Source organism: Pseudoalteromonas sp. SWXJZ94C (assembly GCF_015864385.1).
Taxonomy (GTDB): domain Bacteria; phylum Pseudomonadota; class Gammaproteobacteria; order Enterobacterales; family Alteromonadaceae; genus Pseudoalteromonas.
This window is the reverse complement of the sequence record NZ_JADYXF010000005.1, coordinates 109,452-122,793: the sequence shown is the minus strand read 5'-3', so window position 1 is coordinate 122,793 and position 13,342 is coordinate 109,452. Positions and strand designations below refer to the sequence as shown.

Here is a 13,342-nt window from a genome sequence, read left to right as displayed (position 1 = left end):
ATTTTACTTATATAAAATATTCATCTTCTCTATTTAATAAAATACAGCTAATTTAAAATGGCTAATCTTTTAACCTTTATAAACACTTTGATGTTCATTAACGATGTTGTAATTTGGTGAGTCGATGTTATCGACATAGCGCCAATCAGCTACTATTTGATCATGAGTTAATGTAAGTAACATATAACCTCGGTGTGATAAATTACAGTAATTTAAATCATTTATAAGTAATGAAAGTGCATCTGCCATTTGCTTTGCTTGTTTTGTGTTTAGCGATAAGTAATGCTCCATTCCAGGTGATGTTACGCCTGGTGTCGCAAACTCAACGCCAACGTTATTTCCCTTTATATCTATTAAATCTCCATGCCATGCATTATGTGTATCACCAGCAACGACTACCAATTTTTTATTTAACTCATTAGCGCTTTTATATAATGCTTCGCGTTCACTGGGGTAGCCATCCCATGCATCTAAATTGTATGGCATTAAGGTGTTTACTCTTGCCAGTTGTGCTGGCGTAACCGTTTTATTTATTAAAACGGCTTGTTTAATAGCAACGAGTTCTTTAATTACGGATGGAATTTTAGTGCGGTCTGATTGCGAGAAAATTTCAGTTGGCAGCCACATTTTTGTCATCAGTACTTGTTGACCCAATACTTGCCATTTAGCATTTGATTTAGCCATTGCACAGGTGAGCCAATTTAGTTGTGTGTTGCCAAGTAACTGCCTTTGTGGATTATTTAAATCGTTAACAAAACCAGCAACATCCATTTTTTTTGTATCGGCATCTTTATAATCGCTGTACGCCAATTGTTTATCGCGCGCTATAACACGGGTATCGAGCATGTGGAGGCTTAATAAGTTAGCAAAGTTAAAGGTGCGGTAAATTTGTGGATTTTGCTCACCCATTGGCGGTCTAATCGGAAGCCATTCGTAATAAGCTTGAATGGCAGCAGCACGTCGTTTTAAAAAGTCACCTTCATTGCTACTGTGGTTTTCAGCGCCACTTTTATAGGTGTCATTCGCAATTTCGTGATCGTCCCATACAACTATAAAAGGCGCAGCTGCATGGAGGGCTTGTAAGCCTTTATCTGTACGGTAAATTGCATAACGTTTGCGGTAGTCACTTAATGCAATTATTTCTCCACTATTATCAGGTGCTAGTGAGCGACCAATTTTATCGGCGTTGTTAGTTGCATAACCGCCCATTGGGTATTCGTAAATGTAATCCCCTAAGTGTAATACTACGTCTAAGTTTTTTTGTTTAGCAGCATCAGAATACGCATTAAAGTAGCCCGCAGGGTAGTTTGAACACGAAACAACCGCTATCTTAACTTGTTCTATGTTATTGATTGGCAGTGTTTTAGCTCGTCCAACTGGGCTTACTGTTGTTAAACCAATAAAGCGGTAAAAGTACTGCGTATTAGCTTTGAGCTCTTGAACATCAATTTTTATTGTAAAATCGCGGCTTTTATTTGTTTCTGCGTATCCACGTCGAACAATATTCGTAAATTTTGCATCGCGGGCAAGTTCCCATGCGACAGTAGCATTTTCTTGTTCTGTTTGAACGTGTGTCCAAATTATTAATGCATTTTCTAGTGGATCGCCACTGGCAATACCATGTTTAAATTCGACAGGTGTTAATGATTTTTTTTGAAAAGTTTGCATGCAACCAGTTAAAGAGGTCGAAACTGCAATTGTAAATACACTTGCAATTGATGTTTTTAAAAATTGACGACGGGATGAATTAGACATACTGCACTTTGTTCAAGTTATTAATAGTAACGAACTACAGTACGCAGGAGATATGACGTTTTTATAAACACTTTATGTATCTACTATGAAGTTAGTTATTAACTAAAAAGTAGTCAAAAAATAAAATTAAGTGGTTAAATTAACGAGAGGTGAATTTTTGAAATAAAGTAAATGTAATAAAAGTACTTTAAATACAGTTGGTTATTTTTTGTTTTTATGTTGGCACAACCCTTGAGTATATAACTACGTCTAAACAATACACAAACAAGGAATACCATTATGAAACGTTCAATTAAAATCGCTATGGCAAGTTTATTAGTATTAGGTTCTACGCAAGTACAAGCTGTAGAAGTAGACCTAGATGTAACTAATATAATTACTCAAAGTGTAACTAGCTATGTTAAACAAAGTACTTTAGAGCTTGAAAAATCATTAAAAGAAGCGTTCTCGTTTAACTCTCAAACAGTATTAGATGGCTTATTAAAAGAGTTTGAACTTGTTGAAGATAGCAAAAATAAAAATGTCATAAAGACTGATAATAAAGCCCTATAAACTGTTTAAAAGGATTAAGACGATGAGTAGTGATTTTGGATTATTTGCCTTAATGTTGGCTCCTGTAGCAAGTATGATAACTGCTTACTATTCCTTACAGATTTTAAAGTGCATGGGGAATTGGTTTAATATTTAGCCTGCAGCATAATAGGCAGTTAATTCGATTAATATAAAGCTGATCGACTTTGTAAAGGCGCACGTAAATAAAGGCAGAATGTTTAAAGAAGTAGACTTTATGAAACGTGCGATTTTTCCATTACCATTATTTATATTACCTGAAGGTTATACGCGATTACGCATATTTGAACCTCGCTACCTACATATGGTTAAAAGCGCATTAAAAGACAATACAGGCTTTGTACTTTGCACTTTTGAGCATGACACACCATTTAATATCAGCGCTCAAGGCTGCTTAATGGACGTGATTGACTTTGATCAAGACGACAATGGTACATTGCTAATTGATGTTTTTGCATCGCAAAGTGTTCAAATAAACGATGTTTATCAAGACGAACAAGAATTGCGTCACGGATTAGTGTCAGATTGTAATGCACCTTATTGGTACAAAGACAGTAATAACGAAATTGGTAAGCACCAACGCTTACATGATTCCCTCAAAGATGTTTTTTCTGGAAACCCAGAACTCAGAGTCTTATATAAACAGACTCATTTTAATAGGCTACCGTGGATAGCTGCTCGTTGGCTTGAACTTCTACCTATATCTATTGAGAAAAAACAGCAACTTGCGTTTGAAACTAACTTTGATAACTTGCTAAGTTTCCTCCATACTGTGATTAACAATGAATTTGCCTAATTTAATTTGATCCAACTCTTAATATTGCTCGTATTTATCAATACAAAAGCAATAACGGGATTAATTATAATGGTAAGTCAACAACAGTCACCACGTTGTGAACCTAAAACAGGTAAGTATACTGCCATGCCAGACACGCCAAGTACTGAACTTATGCAATCGCTTATTGCGGTCGCAGACAGTCGCGATAAAAAAGCGTTCGCCTTTTTATTCGAATATTTTGCGCCGAAAATTAAACGCTTTGGAATTAAACAATTTGGCGTTGAAGCGCAAGCAATGGAGTTAGTTCAAGAGACATTAACTTCGGTGTGGCGTAAAGCGCATTTATACAATAGCAGCAAAGGGGCCGCAACTACTTGGGTTTATACGGTAATGCGTAATGCCTCTTTTGATATGCTTCGTAAAATGAAAAGCAATAAAGAAGAAAACATAAGCGAAGATATTTGGCCGTTATTAAACGAATCACAAGATACTAATCACGAATACAGTGATCATTTAGAAGATAAACAAATAAAACGCTACCTCGACAAGCTGCCAATAGCGCAAAGAGAAGTGGTTCGCGGTGTTTATTTTCAAGACATGTCGCAAGAGCAACTTGCTATGCAACTTAATATTCCAGTAGGCACGGTAAAATCTCGGTTACGTTTAGCCTTGCAAAAATTACGTAATGAAATGGGAGATCAGCATGATTAAACATCACCCTAGTGAAGATTTACTAGTGCAACATTGTTCGGCATCGCTAAATGCATCTTTAAGTTTAGCTGTGTCTATACACCTTGACATGTGTCCTATATGCCAAGAGAAAGTTGCTAAGATTGAAGCGGCTAATGCAAATGTAGTGTTTAACGATAAACAAGTTTTATCGCCAAATGAAGATAAAGATAATCTTGAATTACTTGAAGAGTTTGAATCGAATGTGTTTGATTTAATTACTTCAGATTCGGGCATTGATGAAGTATACGAAGTTGAGCCAGTATCTATTAAAGTTAATGCACATGACTATCAACTTCCGCGAGCCTTAACTCGCATATCGCATAGTAAATTTACCCAAGTTGGTAAAATTGCTCGCTCGCGTGTTGCACTAGATGACGGCGCTTTACGCTCTAGCTTATTGCATATAGACGCAGGCGGCGAAATTCCTGAACATACTCACACTGGTTTTGAAGTAACTTTATTATTAGATGGTGAATTTAGCGACGAGGAAGGTAATTACGTACCAGGCGACTTTATTTGGCAAGATGGTAGCCATTTACATACTCCACTTACGAAAGATGGTTGTTTATGCTTTACAGTTGTCAGTAGTGCGCTACATTTTAATAAGGGCTTCAGCAAGTTACTAAATCCAATAGGTAATTTGATCTACTAAGAGAATATATGCAAACTGATATAATAAAAATAGGTATAAGCGCCTGCTTAGCAGGCGAAAAAGTTAGATTTGATACGGGTCATAAAAAATCAAATTTTTGCATGGATGAGTTAGGTAAACACGTTGAATACACACGTTTTTGTCCGGAGGTAGCAGTAGGGTTACCTATACCTCGTCCAACTATTCGCCAAGTTAAAGTGGGCGATACCATTAAAGTATGTCGCCCAGATGGAACCGGTGAAGTAGGACAACAGCTTACTGAGTACGGTAAAAAAGTAGCAACTGAGCAAGCTAAAGAATTAAGCGGATTTGTATTTTGCGCAAAAAGTCCGAGTTGCGGTATGGAACGAATTAAAATATATAACGAAGCTGGAACCGGTAATACATCAGAAGGTGTTGGTTTTTTTGCTGAGCAAATAATGAAGCACAACCCATTATTGCCATGTGAAGAAAACGGACGTTTAAATGACATGCATTTACGTGAAAACTTTGTAATGAGAATTTATGTATTTAAAAATTGGCAAAAGTTAGTACAAGAGCCGCTTACTGTTCACAAACTTACGCAATTTCATTCTCAGTATAAATACTTGCTAATGGCTCATAATTATCAAGCCTATCGTGATTTGGGTAAGCTATTAGGAACTTTTGTAGGCGACGATATAAATGCAGTTGCTGATGATTATATTTTAGGCTTGATGACGGGTCTTAAAAAACCGGCTTCTCGCAGAAATAATTGCAACACGTTAATGCATTTACAAGGTTATTTTAAAACAGATTTATCGAAAGTTGAAAAACAAGAACTTCGTGATGCTATAGATGAATATCGCGAAGGATTGGTGCCATTGTATGTACCACTCACTTTATTAAAACATCATTTGAAGGTTCACCCAAATGAGTACCTTGAAAAACAGGTGTTTTTTAACCCTTACCCTCACGATTTAAAACTACGATTTGGTATTTAATGGATACATTATTTTGGTTTAGGCGCGATTTGCGCCTTTTTTCTAACGAAGCGTTAATTCAAGCGCTAAACAATGGCGCTAAACACGCCATTTTTTTTGTGTCTGAAAAACAGTGGCAACAACACCAAGTTGCGCCTATTCAGATTGACCTACTTAAACGCCGAGTGGCGTATCTTCAATCACAGCTTGGTGAGTATGGTGTTACTTTACATGTAATTGACGCGCCAAGCTTTGTGGATTGTGAAAACAAAATTATTGATTTTTGTAAATCAAATGATGTAAAGCATGTAATTGCTAATACAGAGTATGAGCTTAATGAAGTTAATCGCGATAAAGCTATTTTAAATAAATGCGATGAGCTTTCTATTACATTTACATTATATGAAGGGGATTTAATTGCGCCGGCAGGCTCAGTTAAAAACCAAAGTAACGAAATGTATAAAGTATTTACTCCGTTTAAGCGAGCTTGGTTAAAGCAACATCAAGATACGCATTTTAGTTTGCCACAATGGCCTTTAGGTTCTGAGCCGATAAAGTGTAACGAAAGTGATTTACTTAAAAGTGATGGTTGCTCAGATAAGTGGCCGGTTGATGATGAAACCTTAGCAACCGTAGTTGATAACTTTATATGCGACAAGCTTACAAGTTACGATGATCAACGTGATATTCCAAGTATAAAAGGCACTTCGGGTTTAAGCCCTTACTTAGCTCTTGGAATTGTAGGTACTAAGCAGCTACTTATTAATATTCAGCAGCGTTATCCCGATATTTTAACTACATCAAAAAGTAAAACGTTTACGTGGATTAATGAACTCATTTGGCGCGAATTTTACAGACACTTAATAGCTGAATTTCCCAAGCTTTCGCGTGGTGATAACTTTAACGAAAAATATAACGCTGTTGTGTGGCGTAAAAGCGAAGATGATTTTAATGCTTGGTGTGAAGGTCGTACTGGTTATCCGCTAGTTGATGCTGCAATGCTGCAATTAAAGCAAACAGGTTGGATGCATAATAGATTGCGTATGGTTGTTGCCAGCTTTTTAACAAAGCATTTATTAATAGACTGGCGTGAAGGCGAGCGCTTTTTTATGCAGCACCTAATTGATGGCGACTTGGCATCTAATAATGGTGGCTGGCAGTGGGCTGCAAGTACTGGGTGCGATGCTCAGCCTTACTTTAGAGTCTTTAATCCTATAAGGCAAAGTGAACGTTTTGATCCAACAGGCAAGTTTATTCGTAAGTATTTACCAGAGCTTGAAAACGTGCCAGATAAACAGATTCATTTTCCACATACTTATTTAGCTGCAACAGGGCAAGATAAGCAGTGTTACTGGCCAGCTATAGTTGATCATAAGGCTGCACGAGAGCGTGCTTTAGCTGCATTTAAGGTATGATATGGATAACCAGTTACCAGTAGATAAATTTGTAGATATATACCAGCAACTCAATAGTAGTAATCTTGATTTGTTGAGTGAAATTTATAGCGACAATATTCAGTTTATAGATCCGATGCATGAAATTAACGGCATTGATGAATTGCGTCGATATTTTGCTAATTTATACAGTAACGTTAAGCATTGTCAGTTTGACATAACAGACACTTTTAACGTTGATAGCAATGCGTTTATCTACTGGACCATGCACTACTCCCATCCTAAGTTAGCATCGGGTAAAACAATATCAGTTAAGGGACATAGCAAGCTTATTTTTGATAGTGGTAAAATAACCAAGCATCGCGACTACTTTAATGTTGGTGAACTTTTATATAAACACATTCCTTTATTGGGTAGTGTTGTTAAGTTTATAGATAAAAGGGCAGGTTAATTATGATCACATTAATTACAGGCGCTACATCGGGAATTGGTGAACAGTTAGCTATTAAATATGCTGAGCAAGGCGATACTGTTATAGCATGCGGTCGTAACAGCGAAAAGCTAGCTGAGCTTGCAAAGCACACCAATATTCAAACATGCCAATTTGATGCAACTGATTTACAAGATATAAAGCAATCGACAATAGGTTTTGCTCAATTTGACAGAGTGATCCTAAATGCAGGTAATTGTGAGTATGTAGATGATGCACGTAACTTTGATAGTGCTCTGTTTGAAAGAGTTGTATCGGTTAATTTACTTGCAATGGGATACTGCTTAGAAGCCTTACTTCCTAAAATAAACGTGGGTGGGCAACTCGTTTTAGTAAGCTCTAGTGTTACTTATTTACCGCTTCCTCGCTCAGAAGCTTACGGGGCATCAAAAGCCGGTGTAAGTTATCTAGCTAAAAGTTTAGCCATTGATTTAAATGACGTTGATGTAACACTCGTTCATCCTGGTTTTGTTAAAACGCCTCTAACTAATAAAAATGACTTTCCAATGCCTATGGCTGTATCTGCAAGCGAGGCTGCAGATTATATGATTAAAGGAATACATAAGCGTCGTAAAGAAGTGCATTTTCCTTATCGTTTTACCCTTATTTTAAAAGCACTGCGAATACTCCCTTTACCGCTTTGGCTTAAAATTGCAAAAGGATTAACCCGTTGAAAAAAATAGCAATAATTGGCTCAGGTGTATCTGGTTTAACATGCGGGCATTTGCTGCATAAGCATTACGATGTAACTCTATTTGAAAAAAATGATTATATTGGAGGACACACTGCAACGGTTGATGTTGATGTAAGTGGTATCAAATACGCAATAGACACCGGTTTTATTGTATTTAATGATAGAACATACCCTTACTTTGAAAAGCTGCTAAAGCATATTGGCGTTGATAAACAAAAAACAGAAATGAGTTTTAGTGTTCATAATGATGCAACAGGTTTTGAGTATAACGGGCATACGTTTACAAGCCTATTCGCACAGCGTCGCAATATTTTTAGACCTAAATTTTGGCGTTTGCTTTACGACATTGTTAGATTTAACAAGTTATGTAAAGCAATACACGAACAAGAAAAATATAAAACGGATCAATCGTTAAGGCAGCTTTTAGATGAACACCATTTTAATGACTTTTTTAAGTATCATTATATTTTACCAATGGGCGCAGCTATTTGGTCATCTAGCATAAAAGAAATGGAAAATGTAGGCGTAGAGTTTTTTGTTAAGTTCTTTTTTAATCACGGACTTTTAGACGTTACAAACAGACCTCAGTGGTATGTAGTACCAGGTGGTTCTCGCCAGTACATTAAGCCATTGATTAGAGGCTTTGCCGATAAAATTAAACTCAATACAAATATTAAATCTGTTACGCGTCAAGATGATGAAGTAACAATAGAGTTTGAAAATGGTGAGCAAAGCAAGTTTGATAAAGTAATATTTGCTTGTCATTCAGATCAAGCACTTGCGCTGCTTGGCGATGCTACAGAGCAAGAAAAGTCAGTATTAGGTGCAATCGCTTATACAGAAAACTCAGTGGTGCTGCACACCGATATAAACCTTTTACCAGATAGAAAAGCGGCATGGGCAAGTTGGAACTACCTGCTTAATAACAATACAAACAAAGCTGCTGTGGTTACATACCAAATGAATATACTTCAAGGTATACAGTCAGATACTCAATTTTGTGTAACGTTAAATCACCTTGAAGGGATTAACCAAAGTAAAATATTGCGCGAATTTACTTACCATCACCCTGTATTTAATCAAGAGTCTATTGCTGCCCAAAAACTTAAACATAGTATTGATGGGCAAAATAATAGTTATTTTTGTGGAGCGTATTGGTATAACGGCTTCCACGAAGATGGTGTACACAGCGGTGTAGATGTTGCAAAACAACTTGGGGTTGAATTTGACTAGTGCAGTTTATTTAGGCGATGTTAAACATCGCCGTTTTGCTGTTAAAGAGCACCGTTTTAGTTACCCGTTATATATGATGTGGGTAGATCTAAATAACCCTCAGCAGTTAAATGGTGTACACAAGCACTTGGGTACATCGGGCTTAAGAGCCTTAAAGTTTAATGAAGCTGATTACCTTAAAGATACCTCAGAACATGTTAAACGACCCCTTATTGAACGTGCTCACGATCAACTCGTCACGTTAGGTATTAGTGAAACCTTCTCCCATATTTATATGCTTGGGCAACTTCGTTGCCTCGGTGTGTACTTTAGCCCTGTTAATTTTTACTTTTTTGGTCACGATCACATCCGTTTTAAGTACATGATTGCTGAGGTGAGTAATACACCGTGGAACGAACGTCATTATTATTTAGTCCCCCTAGAAAAAAAAGTGAACTTTAAGAAGGTTTTTTCCGTATCACCTTTTATGAATTTAGATATGAACTATCATTGGCATATCAAACAGTCGCTTGATAAAACATTGATACACATTGAAAATAAACGAGATGGGGTATTACTATTTGATGCAACACTTCGTTTGAAACGTTTAGAGCTTAGTAACGAAGAACTTAGTAAGTTACTAAAACGTTTTCCGGCTATGACATGGTCGATTTTTAAAGGTATCTATCACCAAGCGTTAAAGTTATTTATAAAGAGAGTGCCTTTTTTAGGTCATTCAGGTAAGCCATAAAACATATACAGATAGTTAGAACAATAAATAGGTATTTTAATGGAAAAAGTGTCGAGCTTAAATTGTGCACAAAGCACTGGATGGTTTGCTAACGTATATAAAAAGTTAGTAACGAAAGCGTTTTCTTCGATTGAAACAGGTCAGATAGTTTTAGATGACAATAATGAACGAACTGTTTTTGGTGACGCATTGTCCGAACTTAAAGTTACTATCACAGTAAACGATAAGGCAATGTACAAGGCCTTTGCACTCTCTGGCAGTGTTGGGGCTGGTGAATCCTATATTTTAGGGCAATGGTCTTGCGATAATTTAACGCGCTTCATCGAAATATTCGCAGTAAATGAAAAGCAATTAGATAAATTTGAAAAGAAATTTGCATTTTTTAGCAACATAGCCCACCGATTTAATCATGTTAAAAACAAAAATTCTGAGTCAGGTTCAAAAAAGAATATTGTTGCCCACTACGATTTAGGTAACGATTTATACGAGTCATTTTTAAGTAAAGAAATGCTTTATTCTAGTGCTGTTTATCCTAAAAAAGATTCTACACTTGAAGAAGCACAGCAATTTAAGCTTAAACGTATTTGTGAGCAGGTCGAGTTACAACAGGGCGACTCAGTTATTGAAATTGGTACTGGTTGGGGGGCTTTTGCAATTTATGCTGCTACTCATTACGACTGCCACGTAACAACGACAACCATTTCTGATGAGCAACACGACTACGTAGCCGAAAAAGTTAAAGAGCTTGGACTTGATAATAAAATAACACTGCTTAAACTTGATTACAGATTGCTAAAAGGTAAATACGATAAACTTGTTTCCATCGAAATGATTGAAGCAGTTGGTCATGATTATTTGCCGAGCTTTTTTACTCAATGTGGAGAACTTTTAAAAGACAATGGTGCAATGCTTATTCAAGCTATTACTATTGGCGACCAACGTTATCAGCATTATTTAAAAAATTCTGATTTTATACAGCAATACATTTTCCCAGGTGGTTGCCTACCATCACTTAATGAAATGAGCGAACAGATCAAAAACAACACTGATATGGTTATACACACTATAAATGATATTGGTGCTCACTATGCGCGTACGCTGGCTGATTGGCGCTCTCGCTTTATAGAAAGCTGGCCTGATTTAGACCGTTCTAAGTTTGACGAGCGTTTTTATCGTTTATGGTTGTTCTACTTTGCTTACTGTGAAGGTGCATTTAGAACACGCGCAACGAGTACCGTGCATTTAATGGCACGTAAACCAAGATTTGTTAGTGATAATGACGAGATTGCACTCGCTTATTAATTTTATATTGTTTCAAGCAGTATGGTTTTTATCATTACTGCTTGAAGCAAACTCAATCGTTTTTTCAAGCGCTATAATTGCTTTGATGTTTTATTTGTCAAAGCAAAAAAAACAGGATGTTTTGCTTGTTTTAAAAACACTTCCAATCGCTCTGCTTTGTGAGTTTATTGCAGTAAAGCTTGGTTTATTTGAATTTAAGGTTTTTCCTTTTCCACCGTGGCTTGCTCTTTTGTGGGTAGCTCTACTTCTATGTATCAATACTTCAATGTCGTTTTTAACTGGGCTTAAACTATGGCAAGCATTTTGTGTGTGTTTGGTTTTTGCACCTTTAAGTTATTGGGGTGGTGCACGCTTTGAAGTATTAAGCTTAGGATTACCACTTTATCAGTTTTGGTTTTTTTATGGCGCACTTTGGGCTGCAACATTCACGTTGATTTTATTTATAAACAGTAAAATAAAGCTAATGATCTCTCGCTAATTTGCATCTTGGCTATTCATAATATCTAACATTTATTAATAAGGTTTTACTTTGAAATATATTTTATGTGGCGCTATTTTATGCGTGTTTAGTAGTACAGAAGTGCTTGCCAATAGCGACTTTAATAAGGTTGGTGAAGGTAAAATGGAATATTTGCTTTGGGATGTTTACGATGCAACGTTATCTACGTATTCGGGTAATTACGTATTGGGTGATAATCCGGTTAAATTCAAACTTACCTATTTACGTGATTTTGAGGCAAAAGATATTGTTAAAGCAACGCAAGAGCAATGGCAACGTTTGGGCAAAGAGCAGTCGTCAAAAACTTATAGTGACAAACTATTACAAATTTGGCCTGATATAAAAAAAGGTGAATCGCTTACTTTAATTACAAATGAGCAAGGTGGAAGTATTTTTTATCATAATGATAAAAAAATTGGTGAAATAAATGAGCCTGAATTTGCTACTGATTTTTTGGCTATTTGGTTAGATAAAAACACCTCTGAGCCTGAACTCAGAAAGCAATTACTAGGAAATTAATATGAAAATCGTGAATCTAGTTAAAAGTATTTTAGTCGGTACCTGTGCTTTGTTTTTAATAAGCTGTTCTGCACCTAGCGTAGATCATTATAAAAATACATCACCTGAGTTTGACTTTAAAACATTCTTTACAGGAAATTTGAAAGCCTATGGCGTTGTACAGGATTTTAAAGGCGAGCTAACCCGCAAGCTAGTGGTAGATATGCATGCGAGCTGGGAAGGCAACCAGGGCATTATTGAAGAAGATTTTGTTTATGATGATGGTGAAACACAAAAACGCATTTGGAAAGTAACTTTAAACAACGACAATTCATTAACCGGCACCGCAGATGATGTTTTAGGTACAGCTAAAGGTAAAAGTGATGGCAGTGTATTTCATTGGAATTATGATGTTGAATTGCCATACGACGGCAGTACTTTAGAGGTTAACTTTGACGATTGGATGTACTTGGTTACACAAACACGCTTGATAAACCGAACATCTATTGTTAAGTTTGGTGTTGAGGTTGGGGAAGTGACCTTAGTAATCGAAAAAATATAGTTTATCTTAAGTTGCGTAACGTGCGCCAAAATTGTACTCAAATTAAGTCTTTGTTAACCCAACGTGCTGTATTTTACCGAGAATTATTTTAATTTTACGTGTTTTTTAAGATTTTAAGCAAAAAATGCAATTTGCTGTTGCTAACTCTTCAAAAATACATAAAGATAGGTTTTGCGAAGGCAAAATAATAACGAATAGGAATCTAAAAATGAATAAAGCTCAATTAGTTGAAAAAATTGCTACTGATGCAGAAATTTCTAAAGCTGCTGCTACTCGTGCACTTGACGCGTTTACAGGCGCTGTAACTTCTTCTTTAAAAGAAGGTGATTCAGTAGCATTAGTTGGTTTTGGTACTTTTACAGTAAAAGAACGTGCAGCACGTACTGGCCGTAACCCACAAACGGGTGCTGAGATCCAAATCGCAGCGGCAACTATCCCAAGCTTTAAAGCAGGTAAAGGTCTTAAAGACCAAGTAAACCTTTAATAGGTTTAACAAATTAAATAAAAAAAGG

16 protein-coding genes are annotated in these 13,342 nt (G+C 36.4%); 15 read left to right on the top strand and 1 reads right to left on the bottom strand.

The features are described from left to right. Positions 1 to 69: 69 nt before the first annotated feature. Positions 70 to 1,755: an alkaline phosphatase gene (locus I6F65_RS03495; protein ID WP_197111580.1), complete on the bottom strand. Its 1,686-nt coding sequence runs from the start codon at positions 1,753 to 1,755 to the stop codon at positions 70 to 72. Positions 1,756 to 2,034: 279 nt separating this feature from the next. On the opposite strand from I6F65_RS03495, the gene I6F65_RS03490 reads away from it, so the two are divergent. From I6F65_RS03490 to I6F65_RS03420, 15 genes are all read left to right on the top strand, one after another. Further along, complete coding sequence (locus tag I6F65_RS03490) at positions 2,035 to 2,307, top strand: hypothetical protein (RefSeq protein WP_197111578.1); 273 nt, start codon at positions 2,035 to 2,037, stop codon at positions 2,305 to 2,307. A gap of 235 nt (positions 2,308 to 2,542) precedes the next feature. After that, entirely contained in the window at positions 2,543 to 3,121 is a 579-nt protein-coding gene (locus I6F65_RS03485; protein WP_024610733.1) for an LON peptidase substrate-binding domain-containing protein, read from the top strand. Positions 3,122 to 3,190: 69 nt separating this feature from the next. Next, on the top strand, positions 3,191 to 3,814 hold the full coding sequence (locus I6F65_RS03480) for a sigma-70 family RNA polymerase sigma factor (protein WP_197111576.1): 624 nt from the start codon (positions 3,191 to 3,193) through the stop codon (positions 3,812 to 3,814). Then, positions 3,807 to 4,487 (top strand): ChrR family anti-sigma-E factor, encoded by a 681-nt coding sequence (locus I6F65_RS03475; protein WP_024610735.1) that lies wholly within the window; start codon positions 3,807 to 3,809, stop codon positions 4,485 to 4,487. The genes I6F65_RS03480 and I6F65_RS03475 overlap by 8 nt, the downstream gene beginning before the upstream one ends. Before the next feature lie 8 nt (positions 4,488 to 4,495). After that, a complete protein-coding gene (locus I6F65_RS03470; RefSeq protein WP_197111574.1) occupies positions 4,496 to 5,449 on the top strand; it encodes a DUF523 and DUF1722 domain-containing protein in 954 nt (317 codons plus the stop codon). After that, complete coding sequence (phrB, locus tag I6F65_RS03465; protein WP_197111572.1) at positions 5,449 to 6,843, top strand: deoxyribodipyrimidine photo-lyase; 1,395 nt, start codon at positions 5,449 to 5,451, stop codon at positions 6,841 to 6,843. Before I6F65_RS03470 ends, phrB begins: the two co-directional genes overlap by 1 nt. A 1-nt stretch (position 6,844) precedes the next feature. Further along, a complete protein-coding gene (locus tag I6F65_RS03460) occupies positions 6,845 to 7,273 on the top strand; it encodes a nuclear transport factor 2 family protein (RefSeq protein ID WP_166110279.1) in 429 nt (142 codons plus the stop codon). A gap of 2 nt (positions 7,274 to 7,275) precedes the next feature. After that, positions 7,276 to 7,986, top strand: a complete 711-nt coding sequence (locus I6F65_RS03455) for an SDR family NAD(P)-dependent oxidoreductase (protein WP_024610739.1) — start codon at positions 7,276 to 7,278, stop codon at positions 7,984 to 7,986. After that, positions 7,983 to 9,239 carry an NAD(P)/FAD-dependent oxidoreductase gene (locus tag I6F65_RS03450; RefSeq protein ID WP_197111570.1) on the top strand — a complete coding sequence of 419 codons (1,257 nt, stop codon included), beginning with the start codon at positions 7,983 to 7,985 and terminating at the stop codon, positions 9,237 to 9,239. Before I6F65_RS03455 ends, I6F65_RS03450 begins: the two co-directional genes overlap by 4 nt. Further along, positions 9,232 to 9,969 carry a DUF1365 domain-containing protein gene (locus tag I6F65_RS03445; protein ID WP_197111568.1) on the top strand — a complete coding sequence of 246 codons (738 nt, stop codon included), beginning with the start codon at positions 9,232 to 9,234 and terminating at the stop codon, positions 9,967 to 9,969. The genes I6F65_RS03450 and I6F65_RS03445 overlap by 8 nt, the downstream gene beginning before the upstream one ends. 39 nt (positions 9,970 to 10,008) lie before the next feature. Continuing rightward, complete coding sequence (locus I6F65_RS03440; protein ID WP_024610742.1) at positions 10,009 to 11,271, top strand: cyclopropane-fatty-acyl-phospholipid synthase family protein; 1,263 nt, start codon at positions 10,009 to 10,011, stop codon at positions 11,269 to 11,271. Continuing rightward, positions 11,246 to 11,749 carry a DUF2878 domain-containing protein gene (locus tag I6F65_RS03435; protein ID WP_029880411.1) on the top strand — a complete coding sequence of 168 codons (504 nt, stop codon included), beginning with the start codon at positions 11,246 to 11,248 and terminating at the stop codon, positions 11,747 to 11,749. The genes I6F65_RS03440 and I6F65_RS03435 overlap by 26 nt, the downstream gene beginning before the upstream one ends. Before the next feature lie 144 nt (positions 11,750 to 11,893). After that, positions 11,894 to 12,289 (top strand): chalcone isomerase family protein, encoded by a 396-nt coding sequence (locus tag I6F65_RS03430; protein ID WP_139015432.1) that lies wholly within the window; start codon positions 11,894 to 11,896, stop codon positions 12,287 to 12,289. A gap of 1 nt (position 12,290) precedes the next feature. Then, positions 12,291 to 12,830, top strand: a complete 540-nt coding sequence (locus I6F65_RS03425; protein WP_197111566.1) for a DUF3833 domain-containing protein — start codon at positions 12,291 to 12,293, stop codon at positions 12,828 to 12,830. A 208-nt stretch (positions 12,831 to 13,038) separates the two neighbouring features. Further along, positions 13,039 to 13,314: an HU family DNA-binding protein gene (locus I6F65_RS03420; protein WP_024610746.1), complete on the top strand. Its 276-nt coding sequence runs from the start codon at positions 13,039 to 13,041 to the stop codon at positions 13,312 to 13,314. The last annotated feature ends 28 nt before the right edge of the window (positions 13,315 to 13,342 follow it).